The sequence below is a fragment of the Mesorhizobium monacense genome (assembly GCF_056781675.1).
On sequence record NZ_CM165567.1, the window covers coordinates 6,808,307 to 6,831,761 of the forward strand.

Sequence of the window (23,455 nt, forward strand, 5' to 3'; positions counted from 1 at the left end):
ACGCCGTGCCGCTTCCGCCTGCTGGCGGAGGTCATCGAAGGCACGCCGAAGGCGGCCAGAAACGCAGCTTGTCGTCATCGACGAATGCCACCTCGAAAACAGAGCGCTCCCGCGGAAGGCGTATTCCCGCGAGAGCGCAGTCGGTTGCCCTTTTAGGACGAACGCGAACTAAAGCAAGCCGGCTGCCGTCATCAGGTCGGTGACCTTCTTCGAGTTCAGCGTCGCCGGATCGACCCTCGGCGCCTGCAGATCGGCCAGCGGCACCAATTTCGGATTGGAGTCGGCGCCCTTGCCGACCGCATATTCGAAGGACGTGCCGTTCTTCAGCACCTCCTGGCCACCCTTGCCGGTCACCCACTTCAGGAAGGCCTGGGCTTCCTTCTGGTGCTTGCTCGAGGCCAGCACGCCGCCGCCGGAGATCGAGACGAAAGCGCCCGGGTCCTGGTTCTTGAAATAGTGCAGGGCGACGTTCTTGCTGTTCTCGCCGGTCTTGGCCAGATCGCCGATGTAGTAGTAGTGGTAGATTACGCCGCCCTCGATCTCGCCGGCGTTGACCGCCTTCATCACCGTGCTGTTGCCCTTGTAGGCGGTGAAGTTTTCCTTCATCGCCTTCAGCCAGTCCGCCGTAGCGGCTTCGCCCTTCAGCTGCAGCAGCGCGCTGACGATGGCCTGGAAATCGGCGCCCGAGGGGGAGGCGGCCCAGCGGCCCTTCCAGCTCGGATCGGCGAGCTCAAGCAGTGACTTGGGCAGTTGGTCGTCCTTCAGCTTGGTCTTGTCGTAGGCAAAGACGGTGCTGCGCGCGGCGACACCTACCCATTTGCCGGTGGTAGGCTGGTATTCCTGCGGAACCTGCGCCAGCGTGTCGGCATCGACCGGCGTGAAGAGGCCGGCCGCCTCGACCAGCGCCATGGCCGGCGAGTTCTCGGTCAGGAACACATCGGCCGACGAGGCAGCGCCTTCGGCGACGATCTGGTTGGAGAAATCGCTGTCGCCGCCATTGCGCAGCGTGACCTTGATGCCGGTTTCCTTGGTGAAGCCTTCGGCCCATTCCTTGGCCATGCTCTCATGCTGGGCGTTGTAGACGACGATGCCGGCATCCTCGGCCATGGCCGGGGCGGCGATCAGGCTGACCGCCAGCGCGGTGGCGCCAGCGAGAGCGGAAAGGGCATATCTCATGGGGCGTCGTCCTCGATCTTGTTGGTTGGTATTGTTGGTCCGGTCTTGGGCACGGCTGCACCTACCAATACCTGATTGTCCGAGTCAACATTGGTGAACTGGTTTAATCGGCCGCCGGGGCGCAAACTTTCGTGATTCCCCGACAGTTTGGCTTGGACATTATTTCGCCGGGCACGTAACAAATCAGCGCCGAGACGCGAACATCGGGGGAGTGAACTCTTGTGACCGGCAAGGACGAGGCCGAGCTTTCCCGGCTGCTCAAGGCCGCGATCGCCGGAGATGAAAGGGCCTACGCCGACTTTCTGCACCGGACGGCTGCTTTCGTTCGCGGCTTTGCCCGGCGCAAGATCGTACAGGGCGGGGTCGACCCCGAGGATGTCGTGCAGGAAACCTTGCTGGCCATTCATGTGAAACGGCATACCTGGCGCGACGATGCGCCGGTGCTGCCATGGGTCTATGCCATCGCGCGCTTCAAGCTGATCGATGCCTTCCGGCGGCGCGGACGACGTGTCGAGATCGAGATCGACGAAATCGCCGAAACCTTCGCCGAGCCTGAGACCGAGACCGTAAGCGAGCGCGACATCAACCGGGCGCTGGACAGCCTGCCGCCGGCGCAGCGCTCGGTGGTCTCGGCGGTGTCGGTCGAAGGCCGTTCGATCGGTGAAACGGCGGCGAAATTCAGCATCACGGAGACGGCGGTGCGGGTGTCGCTGCATCGCGGCCTTGCCGCCATTGCCAGGCGTTTCGGGCGGGAATGACATGAGGACCGAGGATCTCATCAAGGCATTGGACGCCGACGCCCGCAGCAACGCGGTGCCGCTGCGCTTGGCCTGGTGGATGGCCACCGCTGTTGCGGCGGTGATCGCGGCGGTGGTTTTCTGGTTCACCATCGGTCCACGTTCCGACATCATGATCGCCATGCACACGATGCGCTTCCTGTCGAAGTTCGTCTTCACCATCGTGCTTGCCGGCACCGCCTTCGCGCTGATCCACGCTTTGTCGACGCCCGGTGCTTCGACAGGCAGGGCCGTGGCCTGGATGGCCGCTGCGCCGCTGCTCGTCATCGTTGCTGTGGTTCTGGAACTCTTCGCGGTGCCTGAGGCGCAGTGGGGCACGCGGCTGGTCGGCTCCAACATGATGATTTGCATGGGCTTCATCCCGCTGATCGGCATTGGCCCGCTGGCGATTTTCCTGTGGATGCTGCGCTACGGCGCGCCGACGCGGCCGGTGCTTGCCGGCGCGGTTGCGGGCCTGCTTGCCGGCGGGCTGGCGGCGACCTTCTATGCCGCGCACTGCTTCGACGATTCGCCGCTCTTCGTCGCCACCTGGTACACGGTCGCGATCATCATCCTTACGGCGCTGGGAGCCCTGGGCGGGCGGCTTTTCGTGCGCTGGTAGGGCAACGCACACCGATCCTTAATCATGCCGGCAATTGTTTGCCGGTTAGCATCGTCGCCGGGACTGCCAGCGCAACCTTTCCTTAAAATCGATCCGCCAGGGTTGCAGCAACGTGCAATTGCGCAACGGGTGGATCCGCATTGTGACGTGGACGTGGAAAGGCCTGCGGGCCGACAGACATGCTGCGCTGGTGTTGATGGTGGTCGGCCTTGTCGCCGGCCTTGCGTCGATCCTGTTGTCGCGCCTGGAGCTCAGCGCCGAGGCCCTGAAACTCTGCCTGCAGATAGCGGTCGCCATGATTGCGGCGTCGCTTTTCCTCACCGCCCTGTTCGTTCGCCAGATCGTCGAGGACCGCCGGCAGATAGGCGAGAGCGAGCAGCGTTTCCGCCGCGCCATGGAGGATTCGGCGATCGGCGTCGCCATCGTCGGGCTCGACGGCCGCATCCTGCAGACCAATCCGGCTTTCGCCACCATGCTTGGCTATAGCCGCGAGGAGATCGAGGCGCTGACCTTCTTCCAGATCACGCATCCCGATGATCTGCAGATCGGCAGGGACACGATGATCAGCCTGAAAGAGGGAAAGATCGACGCTTTCCACTTCGAGAAGCGTTACCTGCGTAAGGATGGGACGCCGGTCTGGGCGCAACTTGCCGGCTCGGTTATCCGCGACGAGGACAGCGGCCGTCCGCTCTACCTGGTTTCACAGATAGAGGACATCGATGCCCGCAAGCAGTCCGAGGCCCGCATCGCGGAAGCCGAAACGCGTTGGAACTTTGCGCTGGCCAGCGCCGGCCAGGGCGTCTGGGATCTCGACATGCGCAACGGCGGCACGACCTATTCCGGCACCTGGGTGAAGATGCTCGGCTATGCCGATGGCGAACTGGATGGCGACCCCGACCGCTGGCTGACGATGATCCATCCCGACGACCGCGAGCTAGTCGCCGAAGCCGATCGCGCCCATCTCTCCGGCGAGACGCCGTTTTTCGAAGCCGAGTTCAGGATGCGCCACAAGGACGGGCACTGGGTCTGGATCCTCGACCGCGGCAAGGCCATCGAGCGCGACGCCGTAGGGCGGCTGATCAGGGCCATCGGCAGCCTGACCGACATCACCCAGCGCAAGGAGGCCGAGGCGCGCCTCATCGTGTCGGCGGCGATGCTGGCCGACGAGAAGGAACGGCTGCGCGTCACGCTGCAGTCGATCGGCGATGCCGTGATCTGCACCGATGCCGCAAACCGCGTCACCTTCATGAATCCGGTGGCCGAAAAGCTGACTGGCGTCACCAGCGGCGAGGCACTCGGCAAGACGCTCGGTCATGTCTACTGGGCAGTCGACGAAGAAACCGGGCAGAGGATCGGCGTGGCGCGGGCTTCGACCGGCGGCGCAGGTCCCGCCGAGCAGAACAGCCGTGCCGTGCTGGTCCGCCGCGACGACACGCGCTGCAGCATCCGCCAGGTCGTGTCGCCGATCATGAACGAGCGAGCTGAGTTCTGCGGGCTGGTTATCGTCTTCCAGGATTTCACGGATGCGCGCGCCCTGCAGCGCCAGCTCGCCTATGCCGCCGCCCATGACGCGCTCACCGGTCTCGCCAACCGCTCCAGCTTCATCCGCACCATGGAGGAACTGGTCGATCGGAGCGGCAAGGCCGGCGCGGCCGACACGACAGGGCCGATCGACACGGCAGGGCCGGTCGCCGGCACGACGAACTCGGCAGGCGATACGACAGGGTCGATCGGGGAGCATCAGTTCATGTTTGTCGACCTCGACCATTTCAAGCTGGTCAACGACACCGGCGGCCATGCGGCGGGCGATGCCCTGCTGAGGCGGGTCGCCGAGGCGATCGGCGGCGTGCTTGGTCCTGAAGACATTGTCGCCCGCCTTGGAGGCGACGAGTTCGCCGTCGTCCTGAAGTCGGGCTCGGCCGCCAGCGGCATGATTGCGGCACGATCCATCATCAATGCAATCCGCGGCCTGAATTTCACCTGGGACGGACTGGCGCATTCGATCGGCGCCAGCATCGGCCTGGCCCCGATCCGAGCCGGCTGCGGCGAAGTCGACGAGATCATCGCGCGGGCCGACGCCGCCTGCTATGCGGCCAAGGCCGCTGGAAGGGGCTGCGTTTCGACGGTGGACGAGGACGTCAAGGCCGACGAGACGGCGCCGCCCAAGCCGCTTGCCGCGGCCTCTTGAAGGGCGCTTGCTGAGTTTGTGGACTTGCCGGCGCCGAAGGCTTCAGATTAGCGCGTCGGAACCGGATGCTCGCCGCGGTAATCGTAGAAGCCGCGCCCGGTCTTGCGGCCGAGCCAGCCGGCTTCGACATATTTCACCAGCAGCGGGCAGGGGCGGTATTTCGAATCCGACAGTCCGTCATGCAGCACCTGCATGATCGACAGGCAGGTGTCCAGGCCGATGAAATCGGCAAGCTGAAGCGGCCCCATCGGGTGGTTGGCGCCGAGCTTCATGGCGGTGTCGATGGCGTCGACCGAGCCGACGCCCTCGTAGAGCGTGTAGATCGCCTCGTTGATCATCGGCAGCAGGATGCGGTTGACGATGAAGGCCGGAAAGTCCTCCGACACCGTGATCGTCTTGTCGAGCTGCTTCACATAGGCCTTGGCCGCCTCGAAGGTCTGGTCCTCGGTGGCGATGCCGCGCACCAGCTCGACCAGCTTCATCACCGGCACCGGGTTCATGAAATGTATGCCGATGAAGCGCTCGGGACGGTCGGTCTGCGCGGCAAGCCGGGTGATTGAGATCGACGAGGTGTTGGTCGCCAGGATCGCCTCGGGATTGAGCTGCGGGCAGAGCTGGGCATAGATCTTGCGCTTGACCGTCTCGTCCTCGGTCGCCGCCTCGATCACCAGATCGGCACCGGCAAGATCGGCCATGACCGGTGCGGCGGAAATGCGCGCCATCGCTTCGTTGCGCAGCTTTTCCTCAAGCTTGCCCGAACCGACCTGGCGGGCCATGTTGCCGCTGACGGTGGCGATGCCCTTCTCGATGCGGTCGGGCGAGATGTCGTAGATCAGCACCTTGTAGCCGGAAAGCGCGGAGACATGGGCGATACCGCCGCCCATCTGGCCCGCGCCGATGATGCCGATCGTCTCGATCTTGCTCATTACACCGATCCCGTCGAAGAAAGGCCTTTGCGGCCTGCTTTTTGTGCGGTGCAAACTAAAAGGGCGGGGCAGCTTCGTCTACCCCACCCTTCACAATTTAATACGCTAAGGCAGATAGCGTCAAAGCGCCTTTTGCAGTTCCGGCAGAATGACGAAGAGATCGCCGACGAGGCCGTAGTCGGCGACCTGGAAGATCGGCGCCTCCTCGTCCTTGTTGATGGCGACGATGACCTTCGAATCCTTCATGCCGGCAAGGTGCTGGATGGCACCCGAGATGCCGACGGCAATGTAGAGATCGGGGGCCACGACCTTGCCGGTCTGGCCGACCTGCCAGTCGTTCGGCGCGTAGCCGGCGTCGACGGCGGCTCGGCTTGCGCCGACGGCGGCGCCCAGCTTGTCGGCGACGGGCAGAATGACTTCCTGGAACTTTTCCGAAGAGCCCAGCGCGCGGCCGCCCGAGATGATGATCTTGGCCGAGGTCAATTCCGGACGGTCGGTCTCGGACAGCTTGTTCTCGACAAAGGAGGAGAGGCCGGGATTGGCGGCCGCCTTTGCGGTCTCGACAGCGGCCGAGCCGCCTTCGGGCGCCGCCTGGAAGGAGGCGGTGCGCACGGTGATCACCTTCTTGGCGTCGGTCGATTGCACCGTCTGGATGGCGTTGCCGGCATAGATCGGTCGCTTGAAGGTGTCGGGCGATACGACTTCGATGATCTCGGACACCTGCGCGACATCGAGCAGGGCCGCCACGCGCGGCGCGACATTCTTGCCGGACGAAGTCGCCGGCGCGACGATCGTGTCATAGGAACCGGCCAGCGACACGATGAGTGCTGCGGTAGGTTCGGCGAGGCGCTCGGCCAGTTCATCGGCTTCGGCAAGCAGCACCTTGCTCACGCCCTTGAGCTTGGCGGCGGCGTCGGCTGCGCCCTTGGCGCCCTTGCCGGCGACCAGCACATGCACGTCCGAACCGATCTGCAATGCCGCCGACAGCGCCTTGGCCGTCTGGTCGGAAAGGGTTGCGTTGTCGTGTTCGGCGATGAGGAGAATGGTCATTTGTCTATTCCTTCCGATCTCAGAGCACGCCGGCTTCGTTCTTGAGCTTGTCGACCAGTTCCGCGACGCTCTTGACCTTGACGCCCGCCTTGCGGCCGCCCGGTTCCTCGGTCTTGAGCACCTTGAGGCGCGGCTTGACGTCGGCGCCGTAGTCGGCCGGGCTCTTCTCGTCGAGCGGCTTCTTCTTGGCCTTCATGATGTTGGGCAGCGAGGCATAGCGCGGCTGGTTGAGGCGAAGGTCGGCGGTGACGATCGCCGGCATCTTCAGCTCCACCGTCTGCAGGCCGCCGTCGACTTCGCGCGTCACCTTGGCCTTGTCGCCGTCGACAACGACCTTGGAAGCAAAAGTGCCCTGTGCCCAGCCGAGCAGTGCGGCCAGCATCTGGCCGGTCTGGTTGCTATCATCGTCGATCGCCTGCTTGCCGAGGATGACGAGGCCGGGCTGTTCCGCTTCGACCACGCCCTTCAGCACCTTGGCGACGCCGAGCGGCTCGGTCTGTTCGTCGGTCTTGACCAGGATGGCGCGGTCGGCGCCCATGGCGAGCGCGGTGCGCAGCGTTTCCTGCGCCTGCTGCGGCCCGATCGAGACGACGATGATCTCTTCGGCCTTGCCGGCTTCCTTCAGACGAATCGCCTCTTCGACCGCGATCTCGTCGAACGGGTTCATCGCCATCTTGACGTTGGCAAGCTCAACCGCCGAACCGTCAGCCTTGACGCGCACCTTGACGTTCGCATCCACAACCCGCTTCACGGGCACAAGGATCTTCATTTCCTGTCACCTCTTTCAAGAATATTTGGGCGCGCTATAGCAGCGTGTGCCTCTTCTGAGTTGTCGAAAGCCGACATTCCGGACGGAATTCTGCTCTTCAAACGCCTAACGGTCGCGCTTCCGTAGTTGCGACAACCCGGCGCGTCAATATCCGTTGCGCAGTCAAATCGGTTCAGTCCGAACCGGAAGCGCCGCCACGGCCCCATTGAGGCGCCGGCTGGGCCGGGGCCGGCTCGATGGCCGCGGGCTCGGTAGCCGGCGCCAGGACGGTATCCACCGCTGGCTCGCCGTCCGCGCCGGCAAGCAGCGGCACGCCGCGGCTGCGCAGGACGAGCACCAGCATGGCGCCGGCGATGATGCCGCCGATATGGCAGGCCCAGGAAACCTGGTCTTCGCCGCCGGCCGCGAACATCGCGATCTGGAAGACGATCCACAGGATCAGCGGGATAAAGGCCGGGATGCGCAGCGGGATGCGGGCGAAGGCGAGAACCCACACTTTCACCCGGGGATAGAGGATCAGATAGGCAGCGACGACGCCGGCGATGGCGCCGGATGCTCCGATCAGCGGCACCTGCGAATCCCACGCCACCAGGCCCTGGAAGAAGGCGCCGGCAATGGCGCAAAGCATGTAGAAGGTGAGATAGCGGATATGGCCGAGCGCGTCCTCGACATTGTCGCCGAACACCCACAGGAACAGCATGTTGCCGCCGAGGTGGAAGATGTCGGCATGCAGGAAGGAATAGGTCAGGTAGCTCAGGCTCTCGGGGATGACGACGAATTCGGGCGACAGCTCGACCCTGTCGTGGACGACGGAGGGGATGAAGCCGAGCCCGAGCACCGCGGCGTTGGAGAAGCTCTCGCCGCCAAGCGCGGTGGCGAAGTAGATGAGCGCGTTGACCGCGATCAGGCCGATCGTCACATATTGCAGCCGGATGTGCCGCAGCCTGTTGGTGTCGTAGAGCGGGATGAACATGAGGTTTGACTTGCCCCTTCCGCTTCGGCCGATTTCAGCGGTTCTTGCCGGGCACCCATAACACGTCGGCGTTTCCGTTGTCATTGACCGCGCGAGCGGCGACGAACAGAAAGTCCGAAACGCGATTGATGTACCTGATCGCCTCGCGGTTGACGTGCTCGCGCGGATCCTGCGCCAGCGCCACCATGATGCGCTCGGCCCGCCGCGCCACGGTGCGGGCGAGATGAAGGGCCGCCGCAGCCGGCGTGCCGCCGTTCAGCACAAAGGATTTGAGCGGCTGAAGGTCCTTGTTGAGAAGGTCGATATCCTTTTCGACGCGGTCGGTCTGCGAGGCGATGATACGCAGCGGCTCGTAGCCGAGCGGCTTGCCGTCGTCCGGCACGGAGAGATCGGCGCCGAGGTCGAAAAGGTCGTTCTGGATGCGGGACAGCATCGCGTCGATCGCCGGATGGCCGGCAGCGGTGTGGATGCGGGCCATGCCGATGCAGGCATTGGCTTCATCGACCGTGCCGTAGGCGTCGACGCGCAGGTCGGACTTCAGCCGCCGCTCGCCCGTGCCAAGGCCGGTGGTGCCGTCGTCGCCGGTGCGGGTGTAGATCTTGTTGAGCTTGACCACGCTCTGCCCCCCTGAATGCTCACTTGCGGGTGAAATACACCGCCAACAGGATCAGCACCAAGGCCACGAACTGCAACAGCACGCGCGCCTGCATCAGCTTGTTCGAGGTCATGCCGGAACCGCCACGCATCATGTTGATGAGGCCGCGGACCAGCACGATCACGACGGCGACCATGACGAGGACGGCGAGGACGTTGAAGACGGTTGCCATGTCTGTTCCAGTTCGTTTTCGTTCAGGCGCGCCTGGCAAGCAGGCGGTAGAGCACCGATGCGGGCAGAATGCGTTTGAGCGTCGCGCCGATCCTGGCCGGCACCGTTACCACATAGTGCGGTCGCGGGCGCCGCGACAGAAGCGCATGGCGCAAGGCCGTATGGACCACCTCCGGCCCGGGCTTCAGCTTGGAGATGCTGCCGCCGGCCCTGAGCCGTGCCAGTTGCGCCTGATAGTCGGCACGGTGGACCGAGTTCTCGTGGTCGATATTTTTGAGGAACCAATACAGCCCGTTGCTGGCGATCTTCGACGTCACCGGTCCAGGCTCGATCAGCGAGACATGGATGCCGCTGCCCGCGAGCTCCTGATGCAGGCACAGCATCAGACCTTCCAGCGCGTGCTTGGAGGCGGAATAGGCGCCGCGAAACCGCACCGGCGTCAGCCCGAGGATCGAGGAGCAGTGCACGATGCGGCCATGGCCCTGGCCGCGCATCACCGGCACGATGCGGCGCGTCAAATCATGCCAGCCGAAAAGATTGGCCTCGAACTGTTCTCTCAGCGCCGCGACCGGCAGATCCTCGACGGCGCCCGGCTGGGCATAGGCGCCGTTGTTGAACAGCGCGTCGAGCCGCCCGCCGGTGCGGTCCAGTACCGAGGCGACCAGCGACTCGATGGAGCCGGGCTCGCGATAGTCGAGATAGAAGGTCTCGATGCCGTCGGCCTCGAGCGCGGCGATGTCGGCGGGCTTGCGCGCCGTGGCGAACACCCGCCAGCCTTCCGCCTTGAGCGCCCGGGCGCAATAGGCGCCTATTCCGGAAGAGGCACCGGTGACGATGATGGTGCGCAATTCTCTCGCCGCGGGATCGGTTTGACCAAGGGTTGCCATTTGCCGCATTCCCTTCCCATATTCGCGGCGTCGAGACAATCGAAGGGAACGCGGGACTTGTTGCGGAAAATCGTCGTCCTGCGCCGCGTGCTGTATGACGCGATCGGTCACTTCAACACCGACGACGGCTGGGCGATGGCCAGCCATCTGGCGATCACCTCGCTGATGGCGCTGTTCCCGTTCCTGATCTTCGCTACGACGCTGGCGAGCTTTCTTGGCGCGCAGGCCTTTTCCGACACCGCCGTGCACCTCGTCTTCGACACCTGGCCGGAGCAGATCGCCAAGCCGATCGCGCGCGAGGTGCAGAACGTGCTCACCGTCCGGCGCACCGACCTCTTGACCTACGGTGTGCTGCTTGCCGCCTACTTTGCCTCTAACGGCATCGAGGCGCTGCGCACCTCGCTCAACCGCGCCTATCGTGTGTCGGAGACGCGTGGCATCATCTACCGCCGGGTGCAGAGCGTCATCTTCGTGCTGATCGCCACGGCGTGCTTCCTGGCGATCAGCCTGCTCCTGGTGTTCGCGCCGCTGCTGGCGCGGCTGGCCGAAGCGCAGTTCGAATGGATCAGGCCCTATATGGGCACTATCACCCTATGGCGCTACATCATCGCCTCGGCGGTCATTGTCTGCGGGCTGTTCGCGGTGCATTTCTGGCTGCCGGCGGGCAAGCGCCGTTTCGTCTCGATCGTACCGGGCATCATCTTCACGCTGACGGCATGGCTTGCCGGCTCGACCATCTTCGCCACCTATCTCGATCATTTCTCGTCCTATGTGACGACCTATGCCGGCCTCGCCTCGATCATGATCGCGGTCGTCTTTCTCTACATGCTCTCGGCGATCTTCATCCTCGGCGGTGAGCTCAATGCCGCGATCAGCCGCTATCTCGAGGCGCGCGCCCGCGTTGGCTGATTCCTGGTTGGCTGGGCGGTGGCTAGCCCGACACCCAGCGTGGCGATCGCCATGCCGATCATCTGCACAAGACTGAGCTGTTCGCCGAACAGCGCCCAGGCGATGACCGCGGTGACGGCCGGGACAAGGTAGAACAGCGAAGCGACCTTCGACATCTCGCCGTCGCGGATCATCACCATCAGCAGGAAGATGGCGCCGATCGACAGCACCAGCACCAGCCACGCCATGGCGAAGATCAGCTCGCCATTGATGGTGACGGTGCGCGTCTCGAAGGCGAGCGAGGCGAGCGCCACCAGCGCGGCGCCACCGAAATATTGCCACATCGTCGCCGCCACGAGGTCGCCACCGGAGGCGAAGCGCTTTTGCCAGATCGTGCCGGCGCTCATGCCGAGCACCGAGACAAGCGAGGCGGTCAGCGTCGCTGCCGTTACGCCGCCGCCGAGGGCACCGAGCTTCGGCCACAATACGATGACGACACCTAAAAGCCCGACGGCGAGGCCGGCCCAATGGCGCGGCAGGATCGCCTCGCCCAGGAACCGGCCGGCAAGCACTGCCGTGATCAGCGGCTGCAGGCCGACGATCAGCGCCGAAAATCCGGCCGGCATGCCCCTGTGGATCGCCCAGAACACGGCGCCGAGATAGACGCCGTGCATCAGGACGCCGGCACCCGCCGCGTGAAGCGCCTCCGTGCGGGTGGCTCCTTTGGAGCCGAGCACGACCGTCAAGCCGCCCAGCAGGATGGCGGCCAGAACGAAGCGCACGGCCAGGAAGGTGAACGGTTCGGCCCAGGGCATGGCATAGCGCGCACCGATGAAGCCGGTGGCCCACAGGACGACGAAGGAGGCGGGGATGAACCGCTTGACGCTGTGCATTTTTCGGGGGCCGTCCGTGAACCGGGTGGAGACGTGTTGGATGAAGAACTGACTACGGCGATTGCTCTAATGCCGTTCAATCCGGCAAGCAAAATGAAACGATTGATCCATAAGCTCATTCGAATTCAACAAACGGCGTCGGGACAATCGGCCAATCGATTGATCCCCAGGGGCATGGCGGCTCGGTCGCCATGGATAGTCATGCTTTTGCATCTCGACACAAGTTGGCTGCTGATGACGGTCGCGACGGTGGCCGTCTTCGGTTTCTTCTTCGGCACAGCGCTCGACGCCATCATGAAGGATGACGGCTTCGGTTCGACCGGCAACACGCTGCTGTTCACGCTCGGCTTTTTCGTCGCGGTGATGGTCGCCAACGAGCATGGCATCAGCCTGCGGGATCTCAAACTCGCGATCGCCTGGGGCCTGGGCGGCGCCTTCACCTTCCTCAGCACGATGGCGTTTATCAAGGCCGGGATGGCCCGCTGGTAGCTGGGAATGCTGATATTCAGGCCGGCCTGCAAACGGCGGTTCCCTGCGCTTCCGGTGCTCACGTACTTTGAGTGCGCTCCGCTCCGGTTCTCAGGAACCACCTAGTTTGGTCGCTTCGCGCCGTCTTCGACTCCGGCTCGGCCTGACCTGAATATCAGCATTCCCAGATCGAAAACTTCTAGAGACCGACCAGCCGCCCGACGTCGTTCGGGGAGGCGCCCGCCTGCCTGAGTTCCGCGAGACCAGTATCGCCAAAACTCTTCGACAGCTTGCGCCCGTCCGGGCCCGGGATCAGCCGGTGGTGGAAGTAACCCGGCTGCGGCAGGCCAAGCAGGTCCTGAAGCAGGCGCTGCACGCCGGTCGCGGAAAACAGGTCCTGGCCGCGCACGACATGGCTGATGCCCTGCAGCGCGTCGTCGACGACGACGGCCAGGTGATAGCTGGTCGGGATGTCGCGGCGCGCCAAGATCACGTCACCCCAGTCCTGTGGGCGTGCTTCGACCTGCCTGGTGCCGGAAAGCGTCTCGTCGGTGAATTCGGTCCATGACAGGTCGGCCGAGGCGCGCGCCATCGCCGCGTCGACATCCAGCCGCCAGGCAAAGGGCATGTTCCCGGCGATCCGCCGCTGGCGTTCCCTGACCGGCAATGCCTTGTCGGCGGCGGGATAGAGCGGCACGCCGTCCGGGTCGCGCGGCCAGTCGCGGCCGCGCTTTTCGCTGCCGGCGATGAAGGCGCGGATCTCATTTCTGCTCATGAAGGCCGGATAGACAAGCTCTTCGGCAATCAGCCGGTCGAGCACCGTCCGGTATTCGGCGAAATGCCCGGACTGGCGGCGCACCGGTTCCTCCCAGTCGAGCCCGAGCCATTTCAGGTCGTAAAGGACGCCGGCCTCGAATTCCGGCGTGCAGCGCGTTGTGTCGATGTCCTCGATGCGCAGCAGCAGGTGGCCGCCGGCCGCAGCCGCCAGTCTCTGGTTGAGCAGCGCCGAATAGGCGTGACCGAGATGCAACTGCCCGTTCGGACTCGGCGCAAAGCGGAATGTCAGGAGCGTCATCTCTCAGGCGGCTTGTCGGTTGTCAGGCGCTTTCGCCGATTGCTACCTTGCGCTCGCTCCAGGCGGAAGGGAACATGCAACGCATCGCCGATCTCAACGACATTGCGCAAGGGCTCGATGCGCTCTGCCTCATCGACCCGCGGCTTGAAAAGGTGCGCGGCATGGCCGGCGAGGTGCCGCTCAGGCTTTCGGAGCCGGGCTTCAGGAGCCTCGCCTCGATCATCGTCTCGCAGCAAGTGTCCCGCGCCAGCGCCGATGCGATTTTTGGGCGGCTGACGACGCTCCTCGATCCGCTGACGCCGCAGGCGATCCTTGCCGCCGGCGAAGACGTCTTTCGCGAGGCCGGCCTGTCGCGGCCGAAGCAGCGCGGCCTGATTGCCGTGGCAACAGCCGTGGCCGATGGGCTCGACCTCAACCATCTCTGCTCGCTCGACGCCCCTGAGGCGATCGCGGCGATGACGGCAGTGCCGGGCATCGGTCCGTGGACGGCGGAAGTCTATCTGCTGTTCGCCGCCGGCCATCCCGACATCTTCCCGGCGCGGGACGTTGCGCTGCAGAGCGCCGTCGGCCACGCGCTCGGCATCGACCCGCGTCCGCCGGAGAAAACACTGATCCGGCTCGCCGAATCATGGAGCCCGTGGCGAGGTGTCGCGTCGCGTCTTTTCTGGGCCTATTACCGTGAATTGAAGGGCAAGGAGGCGGCACCGCCCACCTGAATCCGCAAAAAAGCCTGAAAATCAGGCGTTTTTGACGTTTCTGGCGAGCGACAATCCGCTTCACATCCCTGTCATGTCGGGCTTACAGTATCCGCGCCGATCGGTTCGCGAGACAAGGAGGTCAACGCGTGACGATTGCCGTATCTCCGGATGGGCTTCCAGCGCTGGTGCTGAATGCGGATTACCGTCCGCTCAGCTATTACCCGCTGTCGCTCTGGTCATGGCAGGACGCCATCAAGGCGGTGTTCCTCGACAGGGTGAACATCGTCGCCGAGTACGAGCACGCCGTGTCCTCGCCGACCTTCTCGATGAAGCTGCCCAGCGTCGTCAGTCTGAAAGCCTATGTGAAGCCGTCAAGGCATCCGGCCTTCACCCGCTTCAACGTCTTCCTGCGCGATCGATTCCAGTGCCAGTATTGCGGCACGCCGGAGGATCTGACCTTCGATCACGTCATCCCGCGCCATCGCGGCGGGGCGACGACCTGGGAGAATGTCGTCGCCGCCTGTTCGCCCTGCAATCTCAGGAAGGGCGGCATGATGCCGGCGCACGCCAAGATGTGGCCGCTGCAGAAACCCTTTCAGCCGACGGTGCATGACCTGCACAACAATGGCCGCCTGTTTCCGCCCAACCATCTGCATGAAAGCTGGATGGATTATCTCTACTGGGATGTCGAACTCGAACCATAGAGTTCGGCACAAATCCGCCATGCTGGCCGCCTGACGCAGCTTTCTGCGCTTCCGGTGCTCACGTACTTAAGTACGCTCCGCTCCGGTTCTCGAAAGCCGCGCCATGCCGAATTTTTGCGCGAACTCTGCGTCGCGTTAATTCAGTCGCGGGCGAAGGCGCTGCGGAAGGCGACTGCGGCCAGGATGAAGCTGGCGATGGCGTTCCAGCCGGCCAGCGACAGGCCGAGGATGCGCAGCGCCGCCTTGTCGCAGGACGGCGGCACGAATTTGTCGAGCGCGTCGAGCACGCCCTTGCCGCCGGTGTCGACCGGGCCGGCACCGGCGGTGCAATCGGCCGGGCCCTGCCACCATGCCCATTCGACGCCGGAGTGATAGACGCCGAGATAGAGGCCGTAGAGCATCAGCAGGCCACCGATGGCGAGCAGGCCGCGCGTCACCCAGGCGGGCGCGCCCAGCATCGAGGAAAGCGCCGCCAGCAGCATCAGCGGCGCGCCGATGTAATAGGGCGTGCGCTGCTCCAGGCAGAGATGACAGGGGATGTAGCCGCCTATGTACTGGAAGGCGAGTGCCGAGCCGACCGTGGCCGCCATGACGACGGCAAGAAAAAGCGCGGCCCGCGTGCGCTGGCGTCCGGTATCGGCATTCATGGTCGCTGTCATCGGTGGTGGTCCGTCTGCTTCGTCGCCTCAGTGGGCGTATCTGACCGCGATATAGAGCAAAATCAGGGCAGCGGCGGCGGCGCTGGCGATCAGGCCGAGACGCTTCTCGATGAATTCGCGGATCGTTTCGCCGTAGCGGCGCAACAGCCAGGCCAGCAGCAGGAAGCGGGCGCCGCGCGCGACGATCGCCAGTGCGATGAACAACAGCAGATTGACGCCGATGACGCCGGAGAGAATCGTCACCACCTTGATCGGCGGCAGATGGGCGGCGCCCGAGGTGATCAGCATCAGGATGATGAAGCCGATACCGGACGAGGTGCGCAGCGCCTCGAACTCGTCGTACTTGCCGTAGAATTCGAGAATCGGCTTGGCCACCGCTTCATAGGCATAATGGCCGATGAACCAGCCGGCGATGCCGCCAAGGACCGAAGCGGCCGTGGCGATCAGCGCGTAGCGGTAGGCGCGGTCGGGCCGCGACAAGGCCATCGGCAGATAGAGCACGTCGGCCGGCACCAGGAACACCGAGCTTTCGACGAAAGCGATGAAGGCCAGCCACCATTCGGCGGATTTCCGTGCCGCCAGCGACAAGGTCCAGTCGTAAAGTCCGCGAAGCATAGGCTCTCCTGATGCATGTCGCCCAAAAGTGCGCAGCGGTTTTGGGAAAACGACATGCATGAAAACAAAGACCAGAAGCACGCCGCATCCATCTCCCGGACGCGAGGCGCTTCAACGCGCCGTCTGTCTAGAAAGATTTTCTGCGCTGCACAATGGCTGAAGCTTCACGAAACAGAAAGGTGAGGTTTGGTCGCGGCCGCGGGACAGTCGAGAATTGGCCAGTTGACGAACAGGCCTCCAACCGTATAGTCCGCGCCCATCCAGGCCGCCCGGCCTGAGCCCCTATGGCGGAATTGGTAGACGCGCTCGACTCAAAATCGAGTTCCGCAAGGAGTGCTGGTTCGATCCCGGCTAGGGGCACCAATTTTCACGCAAAAGCCGCGAAAGCGAAGGATGCACCTGTGCCCTCGGGATACAACTGGTCCCGGGGTTGAGTCGAGTTCGCAGAGCCTGAAAGACCCGCGCCAGGATAAACCCGCAGAGGCGGGGCTCACCCCGGCTCTGCGGTCAGTTCGACCGCCGGGGCTACATCACATCGGCCCGGGCACCATCTTGGTCGGCTTCTCCGGCATCGGGAATGCGTAGTTATCGCATTTCACCTCCGGGTTCGTCGGGCTGAACATTCCGTCTGGGTTGTCCTTGAACAGCCAGGCGTGGAGGTCGTAGTGGTGGAACTCCTTCGGAATGAGCGGATAGTGCCCTTCCATCGGGCCCATGAATTTCTGGCCGAAGAGTTCCGGCGGCGCCTTGGTGTCGGGCGTCAGGGGCACGAGCCATTCCACGCCGACCAGGCGCAACTCGTTACCGACCGGTTCGTAGATCAACACATTGGGGCGCATCGGATCGACTGTCGGGCCGATGCTGGGAACATTGACGAAATGAATGCCCATGGCGCCCTTCGGGTAGTCCATCGTTCCGGGGATCTTTTCTCCGGTGTAGGAGACGCACCCGACCGTCGACAGATAGAGGTCGCGAATGGCGGCCGTGTAGTCTTCATACTTGGCCAGCGACTGCTTCAGGGCGTCGATCTCGGCCTTGTTGGGTTCTGCGGCCTGAGCTGCTGCCGCGCCTAGGAATGCGCCAATGAGACCTACCGAAATGAGGATCCCGCGACGCCCAAGACTAGCTATTTTCGTCATGCACTCCTCCCAGATTTCTGATTCTGGCCGTGCAAGACCGAGGCGCAAATGATGCTAACCGCGCGGCCAACTCTACCGCCTCGTCCGCCTTGGAACTGTATCGATGCTAATCCTTCCCACTGCGTGGGAACAGCAACCCTTATGACCTAAGCCAAAAGGCTCCTTGGTCGGAGAAGGCACCCGACAAAGTCGGAAAGCCGCTACGCACTTTTCCTGGAATTGCTCCAAGTATCTGCTTTTTGCGCAATTCCGGACGGAAAACCGCTGCGCATTTTTCCTGGAATTGCTCTAGCGCCGGCCCAGCAGGCTCTTCATGCGGTTGCGCAGCAGGCGCGCCATATTGCGGGTCTCGCGGTAGAGATGCAGCTGCGACGCCGCCTGGCGCACCTGGCGGTCGGCGTCCGGCGAGAGCCCGATCACCAGCGTGCCCATCGGCTTGCGCTCGCTCCACAGCCGGCTCATCACCGGATGATCGGGCGCGGCGCAGGAATCGGTCATCACGATGTTGGGGTCGTCGAGATGCTGCCTGGTGACTTCGATCATCAGCAGCGTGCCCGGCGAATAGGCCGACAGCGTCTCGTCATAGGCGGTCTTCCAGGTATAGGCGACGCCGGCCTCGACGAAGACGATCAGGCAGGCGACGGTGCGGCCGTCGAGCGTCAGCGAGTGGATGCGGCAGAGATCCTGCTCGGCCAGCCGGTGCACGGCCTCGCGGGCGAAGGCGGCGCGGAAGCGGTCGATCGCCATGGCCGTGCGCTCGCGGCCCTTCCAGCCGGCCGCCTCCAGCGTCAGGAAGCTTTCGATGGCATGGCGGATCTCGTCGGGTCCGCGCGCCACGACGTGCTCGAGCTTGCCGAGGTCGGCAAGGCGCCGCTTCAGGCGGCGGAATTCGCGATGGTGGTGCGCGCGTAGCGAGGCCTTGAGATACTCCTCGCCTTCGGCCTCGCTTTCGAGCACCGGGCGCTCCGCCTTGCCCGTGGTGACCATGGTCAGGCCGCGCGTCTCGGCGACGGAGGCAAGCAGGCTCTCCACCGGGCCGTCGAGCCGGATGTCGGGCAGCACAAACACCTTCGGCAGCTTGAGATGCGGCCGCGAAAGCATCGAGAAGAAATCCTCGATGACGCCGACCGGATCGTCGCGATCGACCAGCGGCGTGCCGATCGGGCCGAACGGGCTCGACCAGGTGCGCATCACGGGGACGCCGAGCGGGATCGCCGGCCGCTCGACCGAGAACGGCACCAGGAGGCGCAGCCGGTTGCGGTATTCGTCGCCGTCGCGGATCACAGCGAGGCGCACTTCCCGGTCTTCAAGCCTTGGCATCGCCGGGGCGAGGAAGCGCGGGTTGAAGAAGACGTTGGGCTCGATCGTGCGGGTGCAGAGATAGTCCAGTTCCTCGACCAGGTCGAAGCCGGCAGAAGCCGGGTAGATGGCGAGCTTGCGCTCGGGCCGGTTGTTGGCGAGGATCTCGATATGGGCGGGATCGGCCTCGCGCGCCAGGCCGGCAAGGCCTGACACCATGGCGCCGGCAGGACCGCCGCTGGTTTCCTCGAGCAGCGGGACGGCGGCCATCAGGCGTCTCTCCTGGCCGGCACGAAGATGGCCATGACGATGCCGAGCTTGCGCCATACTGTGAAGGACAGCGCGCTGGCCTCGAAGATCATGGCGAAACTGGTGGCGATCGCCGCGCCCCACAGGCCGAAATGCGGGATCAGCAGCACATTGAGTCCGATGTTGAAGGCCAGCGTCATGGCATAGACGGCGGCGCAGATGTTCTGGTTGCCGCTCATGGTCAAAAGGCTCTCGCAGGGGCCGACCGCGGCCCGCGCCACGACGCCGAAGACCAGCAGGAACAGCAGCGGATAGCCGGCGGTGAATTCGGGGCCGAACAGCACCAGCATCGGCTGCCCCAGCGCCAGCACCAAAAGCGCCATCACCAGCGAGGGCCAGAAGGTCCACGACACCGTCTCGCGGGCGAAGGCGGCAAGCTTCTCCGGCTCGCCATGGGTGAACTGGGCATAGCGCTGGGCAACGCCGGCCTTGACGGCGAAATAGACGAAATGCACCAGCGCCAGCGTCTTGACGGTGGCGAAATAGACGGCGACGTCATTGGGGTCGAGATAGGCGCCAACCATCAGCACGTCGGCATTGGTGAGCAGGAAGAAGAAGCTCTCGACCAGGAAGATCGGAAGCGAGACGACGAACCACTGCCCAAAATGCACCTTCATCGGCCCGGTCGGGATAATCCGTTCCATGCGCGAGGTGACGCCGATCAGCTGGCCGAGCGTGGTGGCATAGGTTGCGGCGATCGAGGCGAAGATGGCGGTCCTGGCGTCGGGTGCGTAGCCCATCGCCAGCATCAGCGCCATGAACGCCAGGATCAGCACTGGCCGCACCAGATAGGTCGGCGAGAGCGCAAACAGCGCCCATGAGTTGGCGCGCGACAGCCCTTGCAGCAAGTCGCCCATCGCGATCATCGGCAGGCAGAAGACGCCGAGGATGAAGGGCACGACATAGTAGTTCTCCAGCCAGGCCGAGCCCAGCCAGACGCCGAAGGCGCCGAGCCCGGCGATCACCGTCGAAGCGATCAGCACGAACAGGCGGCTCGCCACGACGATGCCGCGCAATTCGGCCAGCATACCGCGCTCGCGATATTCGGGGATGAAGCGGATGACCGAGGTGTGGAAGCCAAGGCAGGCGAGGTTGCCGACGATGACCATCGTCACCCAGACAAGCACGAAGATGCCGTATTCGAACGAGCCCATCCAGCGCGCCATCAGCACTTGGCTGACGAAGGCGATGACGGCGCTGATGATGCGGATGGAAAAGGCGATGACCGACATGCGACCGGCCTCGCCGCGCTCGTCGGCGGTGAACAGCACGGCGTCGATCCGGTCAAGCAGCGGCACCATGCGCAGCGCCAAACGCTGCGGCAAAAACCGCTCGGCTGTCGTGGCCGCGGAAAAGCGCACCCCGATCACACTCCGTTTTCCGCCTCTTTTTCAGCGTTTGGGTCTATCCGAAACACCTTAAGAAACGGTTGGGTGAGGAGCGGTCCGCAGGGCGGACGAAAAGCCAACGATTTGGCTTTTCGAGCGACGAACGGTGAAGACCCGGTGCGCCTCCGGGCGGATCAGAAAGTCCAGTGGACGTTGTGAAGGGACTGAACGCCCCAAGGACAAGGAGCCATAGCGGAGGGCCGGGAGGAATTGCGTGCGGCGTCCCGTGAACTCGCTACGTGGCGGCGGCTTTTGTTGCCTGAAAGCGATTCCCGGGGGGCACCACCGGCATGATCCCCACAGGTTGCTGCTCAATCGCTAACACCTGTGCCGCCCCTCATCCGGCCCTGCGGGCCACCTTCCCCCGTGAACGGGGAGAAGGAAGAAGGGTCGTCAGGCGAATGCGCCGTGGCAGTGCTTGTATTTCTTACCGGAGCCGCAGGGGCAGGCTTCGTTGCGGCCGACCTTGCCCCAGCTCGCCTGGTTGTTCGGATCGCGGTCCTCGGGAGCGACGATGGCGTGGCTTTCCTGGCGGACCAGAAGTGCTGTCTCGCCGCCCTGGAAATCGTCCTCGCCGGTGGTGCCGTCGATATGGCTGCCGAACATGTCGGGCGCCTCCGGAGGTGGCGCTTCCGCCGCCTGGCGCACCAGCTCGACGCGCATCAGCTGCGCGGTGACCGCCTGGCGCAGATTGCCCAGCATCGCCTGGAACAGCTCGAAGGCTTCGCCCTTGTACTCCTGCAGCGGGTCGCGCTGGGCATAGCCGCGGAAGCCGACGACCGAGCGCAGATGGTCGAGATTGACGATGTGCTCGCGCCACAGATGGTCGAGCGTCTGCAGCACGACCGAACGCTCGACATAGCTCATCACGTCGGGGCCGAAACGCTCGGCGCGCTCCTTGGCGGCGGCGTCGGCGGCGGCGGTGATGCGCTCGCGGATGTCGTCCTCGGCGATGCCTTCTTCCTTGACCCATTCCTCGACCGGCAGGTCGAGGTTGAGGAATTCGGCCACCTCGGCCTTGAGGCCGGCGACGTTCCACTGCTCGGCATAGGCGTTTTCAGGAATGTTCTTGGCGACGACCTCCTCGATGACGCCTTCGCGCATCTCGACGATCGTTTCGGACAGGCCTTCGCCGTCCATCAGTTCGATACGCTGCTCGAACACCACCTTGCGCTGGTCGTTCGACACGTCGTCATATTTCAGGAGGTTCTTGCGGATGTCGAAGTTGCGAGCCTCGACCTTCTTCTGCGCCTTTTCCAGCGCCTTGTTGATCCAGGGATGGATGATCGCCTCGTCTTCCTTGAGGCCAAGCTTCTGCAGCATGCCGTCCATGCGCTCGGAACCGAAGATGCGCATCAGATCGTCCTGCAGCGACAGGAAGAATTTCGAGCGGCCGGGGTCGCCCTGGCGGCCGGAACGGCCACGCAGCTGGTTGTCGATGCGGCGCGATTCATGGCGTTCGGTGGCCAGCACGTAAAGGCCGCCGGCGGCGAGCGCCTTTTCCTTCAGCCTGGCGATATCGTCGCGGATTGCCTGTTCCTTCGCCTCGCGCTCGGGCCCTTCAGGCAGGTCGCCGAGTTCCTCGGCGATGCGCATGTCCGCATTGCCGCCGAGCTGGATGTCGGTGCCGCGGCCGGCCATGTTGGTGGCGATGGTGATGGCGCCCGGCTTGCCGGCCTGGGCGACGATGGCCGCTTCGCGCTCGTGGTGGCGGGCATTCAGCACCTCGAAGTTCTTGAAGCCTTCCTTGCGCAGGCGCTCGGCCAGCTGCTCGGATTTTTCAATCGAGGTGGTGCCGACCAGCGTCGGCTGGCCATTGGCGCTCGCCTCGCGGATCTCCTTGACGATCGCCTTGTACTTCTCTTCGACCGTCCGGTAGACCTCGTCGTCCTCGTCCCTGCGGATGACCGGCAAATTGGTCGGAATCTCGGTGACGTCGAGATTGTAGATGTTGCCGAATTCTTCGGCCTCGGTCAGCGCCGTGCCGGTCATGCCGGCAAGCTTCTTGTAGAGGCGGAAATAGTTCTGGAAGGTGACGGAGGCCAGCGTCTGGTTCTCCGGCTGGATCGTCACATGCTCCTTGGCCTCGAGCGCCTGGTGCAGGCCTTCCGAATAGCGGCGGCCCGGCATCATGCGGCCGGTGAACTCGTCGATGATGACGATCTCGTCGTTGCGTACGATATAGTCCTTGTCCTTCTGGAACAGCCGGTGCGCCTTCAGGGCATTGTTCACATGATGGACGATGGCGACGTTCTCGACGTCGTAGAGCGACTCGCCCTTGAGCAGGCCTGCATCGCGCAGCAGGTTCTCCAGCTTCTCGGTGCCGTCCTCGGTGAAGATCGAGGTCTTCTGCTTCTCGTCGATCTCATAGTCGGCCGGGCCGAGCTGCAGCATGAAAGCGTCGATGGTGTTGTACATTTCTGAACGGTCCTCGAGCGGACCGGAAATGATCAGCGGCGTGCGCGCCTCGTCGACCAGGATTGAATCGACCTCGTCGACAATCGCGTAGCTGTGGCCGCGCTGCACCATCTGGGCGCGCTCGTACTTCATGTTGTCGCGCAGATAGTCGAAGCCGAGTTCGTTGTTGGTGGCGTAGGTGACGTCGGCGGCGTAGGCGACGCGGCGCTCCTCGTCGGAGAGGCCATGGACGATGACGCCGACCGTCAGGCCTAGGAATTTGTAGACCCGGCCCATCCATTCGGAGTCGCGCGTGGCGAGATAGTCGTTGACGGTGACGACGTGGACGCCGTTGCCGGCGAGCGCATTGAGATAGACCGGCAGCGTGGCGACCAGCGTCTTGCCCTCGCCGGTGCGCATCTCGGCGATGCCGCCATTGTGCAGCACCATGCCGCCGATCAGCTGCACGTCGAACGGGCGCATGCCGAGCACGCGGCGCGCAGCTTCGCGCACCGTGGCGAAGGCAGGGATCAAGAGATCATCGAGCGAAGCGCCGTTGGCGATGTCCTGGCGGAATTTTTCCGTGCGGCCCCTGAGATCGGCATCGGAGAGCGCCCGCATCTCGTTTTCCATGGCGTTGATCGCCTCGACGCGCGGCCGGGTCGCCTTGACGCGGCGATCGTTGGAGGAGCCGAAAACCTTACGGGCGAGACCGCCGAGACTGACCATC

23 protein-coding genes and 1 tRNA gene are annotated in these 23,455 nt (G+C 64.1%); 8 read left to right on the forward strand and 16 right to left on the reverse strand.

Features of this window, described 5'->3' with window-relative positions; translation table 11 throughout:
• Positions 1–168: 168 nt before the first annotated feature.
• On the reverse strand, positions 169–1,176 hold the full coding sequence (locus AC1RUK_RS32600) for an iron ABC transporter substrate-binding protein (RefSeq protein ID WP_481837345.1): 1,008 nt from the start codon (positions 1,174–1,176) through the stop codon (positions 169–171).
• A gap of 221 nt (positions 1,177–1,397) precedes the next feature.
• Between AC1RUK_RS32600 and AC1RUK_RS32605 the strand changes: the two genes are divergently transcribed.
• From AC1RUK_RS32605 to AC1RUK_RS32615, 3 genes are all read left to right on the forward strand, one after another.
• The gene (locus AC1RUK_RS32605; protein ID WP_481837344.1) at positions 1,398–1,934 is read left to right on the forward strand and encodes a sigma-70 family RNA polymerase sigma factor; all 537 of its coding nucleotides are present in this window, start codon (positions 1,398–1,400) and stop codon (positions 1,932–1,934) included.
• A 1-nt stretch (position 1,935) separates the two neighbouring features.
• Positions 1,936–2,574, forward strand: coding sequence for an NrsF family protein (locus AC1RUK_RS32610; protein ID WP_481837343.1), 639 nt, complete (start codon positions 1,936–1,938; stop codon positions 2,572–2,574).
• Between the two features lie 196 nt (positions 2,575–2,770).
• Positions 2,771–4,762, forward strand: coding sequence for a PAS domain S-box protein (locus AC1RUK_RS32615; protein ID WP_481839330.1), 1,992 nt, complete (start codon positions 2,771–2,773; stop codon positions 4,760–4,762).
• A gap of 47 nt (positions 4,763–4,809) precedes the next feature.
• Here AC1RUK_RS32615 and AC1RUK_RS32620 read toward each other — a convergent pair whose 3' ends face one another.
• From AC1RUK_RS32620 to AC1RUK_RS32650, 7 genes are all read right to left on the reverse strand, one after another.
• A complete protein-coding gene (locus AC1RUK_RS32620) occupies positions 4,810–5,688 on the reverse strand; it encodes a 3-hydroxybutyryl-CoA dehydrogenase (protein ID WP_120016339.1) in 879 nt (292 codons plus the stop codon).
• Between the two features lie 120 nt (positions 5,689–5,808).
• Entirely contained in the window at positions 5,809–6,738 is a 930-nt protein-coding gene (locus AC1RUK_RS32625; RefSeq protein WP_481837342.1) for an electron transfer flavoprotein subunit alpha/FixB family protein, read from the reverse strand.
• Between the two features lie 19 nt (positions 6,739–6,757).
• A complete protein-coding gene (locus AC1RUK_RS32630; RefSeq protein ID WP_436173812.1) occupies positions 6,758–7,507 on the reverse strand; it encodes an electron transfer flavoprotein subunit beta/FixA family protein in 750 nt (249 codons plus the stop codon).
• A gap of 172 nt (positions 7,508–7,679) precedes the next feature.
• On the reverse strand, positions 7,680–8,480 hold the full coding sequence (locus AC1RUK_RS32635) for a rhomboid family intramembrane serine protease (RefSeq protein WP_481837341.1): 801 nt from the start codon (positions 8,478–8,480) through the stop codon (positions 7,680–7,682).
• A gap of 34 nt (positions 8,481–8,514) precedes the next feature.
• Positions 8,515–9,096: a cob(I)yrinic acid a,c-diamide adenosyltransferase gene (locus tag AC1RUK_RS32640; protein WP_436173810.1), complete on the reverse strand. Its 582-nt coding sequence runs from the start codon at positions 9,094–9,096 to the stop codon at positions 8,515–8,517.
• Between the two features lie 19 nt (positions 9,097–9,115).
• On the reverse strand, positions 9,116–9,307 hold the full coding sequence (locus tag AC1RUK_RS32645) for a twin transmembrane helix small protein (protein ID WP_436173809.1): 192 nt from the start codon (positions 9,305–9,307) through the stop codon (positions 9,116–9,118).
• Between the two features lie 22 nt (positions 9,308–9,329).
• On the reverse strand, positions 9,330–10,193 hold the full coding sequence (locus AC1RUK_RS32650) for an SDR family oxidoreductase (protein ID WP_481837340.1): 864 nt from the start codon (positions 10,191–10,193) through the stop codon (positions 9,330–9,332).
• A 57-nt stretch (positions 10,194–10,250) separates the two neighbouring features.
• Here AC1RUK_RS32650 and AC1RUK_RS32655 point away from each other — a divergent pair, with 57 nt between their 5' ends.
• Positions 10,251–11,102, forward strand: a complete 852-nt coding sequence (locus AC1RUK_RS32655; RefSeq protein WP_481837339.1) for a YihY/virulence factor BrkB family protein — start codon at positions 10,251–10,253, stop codon at positions 11,100–11,102.
• Here AC1RUK_RS32655 and AC1RUK_RS32660 read toward each other — a convergent pair.
• Positions 11,072–11,974 carry a DMT family transporter gene (locus AC1RUK_RS32660; protein ID WP_481837338.1) on the reverse strand — a complete coding sequence of 301 codons (903 nt, stop codon included), beginning with the start codon at positions 11,972–11,974 and terminating at the stop codon, positions 11,072–11,074. The genes AC1RUK_RS32655 and AC1RUK_RS32660 overlap by 31 nt on opposite strands.
• Before the next feature lie 36 nt (positions 11,975–12,010).
• On the opposite strand from AC1RUK_RS32660, the gene AC1RUK_RS32665 reads away from it, so the two are divergent.
• On the forward strand, positions 12,011–12,463 hold the full coding sequence (locus AC1RUK_RS32665; protein ID WP_436173805.1) for a hypothetical protein: 453 nt from the start codon (positions 12,011–12,013) through the stop codon (positions 12,461–12,463).
• A 178-nt stretch (positions 12,464–12,641) separates the two neighbouring features.
• On the opposite strand, the gene gluQRS is transcribed toward AC1RUK_RS32665, so the two are convergent.
• Positions 12,642–13,517 carry a tRNA glutamyl-Q(34) synthetase GluQRS gene (gene gluQRS, locus AC1RUK_RS32670; protein ID WP_481837337.1) on the reverse strand — a complete coding sequence of 292 codons (876 nt, stop codon included), beginning with the start codon at positions 13,515–13,517 and terminating at the stop codon, positions 12,642–12,644.
• Between the two features lie 74 nt (positions 13,518–13,591).
• Between gluQRS and AC1RUK_RS32675 the strand changes: the two genes are divergently transcribed.
• Together AC1RUK_RS32675 and AC1RUK_RS32680 are read left to right on the forward strand one after the other, a co-directional pair.
• Positions 13,592–14,233, forward strand: coding sequence for a DNA-3-methyladenine glycosylase family protein (locus AC1RUK_RS32675; protein ID WP_481837336.1), 642 nt, complete (start codon positions 13,592–13,594; stop codon positions 14,231–14,233).
• 128 nt (positions 14,234–14,361) lie between these two features.
• Entirely contained in the window at positions 14,362–14,919 is a 558-nt protein-coding gene (locus tag AC1RUK_RS32680) for an HNH endonuclease (protein WP_006199900.1), read from the forward strand.
• Positions 14,920–15,059: 140 nt separating this feature from the next.
• Here AC1RUK_RS32680 and AC1RUK_RS32685 read toward each other — a convergent pair whose 3' ends face one another.
• The gene (locus AC1RUK_RS32685) at positions 15,060–15,578 is read right to left on the reverse strand and encodes a disulfide bond formation protein B (protein ID WP_481837335.1); all 519 of its coding nucleotides are present in this window, start codon (positions 15,576–15,578) and stop codon (positions 15,060–15,062) included.
• Positions 15,579–15,605: 27 nt separating this feature from the next.
• The gene (locus AC1RUK_RS32690; protein WP_436173801.1) at positions 15,606–16,193 is read right to left on the reverse strand and encodes a YqaA family protein; all 588 of its coding nucleotides are present in this window, start codon (positions 16,191–16,193) and stop codon (positions 15,606–15,608) included.
• Positions 16,194–16,471: 278 nt separating this feature from the next.
• Here AC1RUK_RS32690 and AC1RUK_RS32695 point away from each other — a divergent pair.
• Positions 16,472–16,556: transfer RNA gene (locus AC1RUK_RS32695), tRNA-Leu, on the forward strand.
• Between the two features lie 167 nt (positions 16,557–16,723).
• Here the strand turns inward: AC1RUK_RS32695 and AC1RUK_RS32700 are convergent.
• The 4 genes from AC1RUK_RS32700 to secA form a co-directional block, all read right to left on the reverse strand.
• Positions 16,724–17,332, reverse strand: a complete 609-nt coding sequence (locus AC1RUK_RS32700) for a hypothetical protein (protein ID WP_481837334.1) — start codon at positions 17,330–17,332, stop codon at positions 16,724–16,726.
• Positions 17,333–17,620: 288 nt separating this feature from the next.
• Positions 17,621–18,901: a GNAT family N-acetyltransferase gene (locus AC1RUK_RS32705; protein WP_481837333.1), complete on the reverse strand. Its 1,281-nt coding sequence runs from the start codon at positions 18,899–18,901 to the stop codon at positions 17,621–17,623.
• On the reverse strand, positions 18,901–20,301 hold the full coding sequence (locus tag AC1RUK_RS32710; protein WP_481839329.1) for a lipopolysaccharide biosynthesis protein: 1,401 nt from the start codon (positions 20,299–20,301) through the stop codon (positions 18,901–18,903). Before AC1RUK_RS32710 ends, AC1RUK_RS32705 begins: the two co-directional genes overlap by 1 nt.
• Positions 20,302–20,721: 420 nt before the next feature.
• A complete protein-coding gene (secA, locus tag AC1RUK_RS32715; RefSeq protein WP_481837332.1) occupies positions 20,722–23,454 on the reverse strand; it encodes a preprotein translocase subunit SecA in 2,733 nt (910 codons plus the stop codon).
• Between the last annotated feature and the right edge of the window lies 1 nt (position 23,455).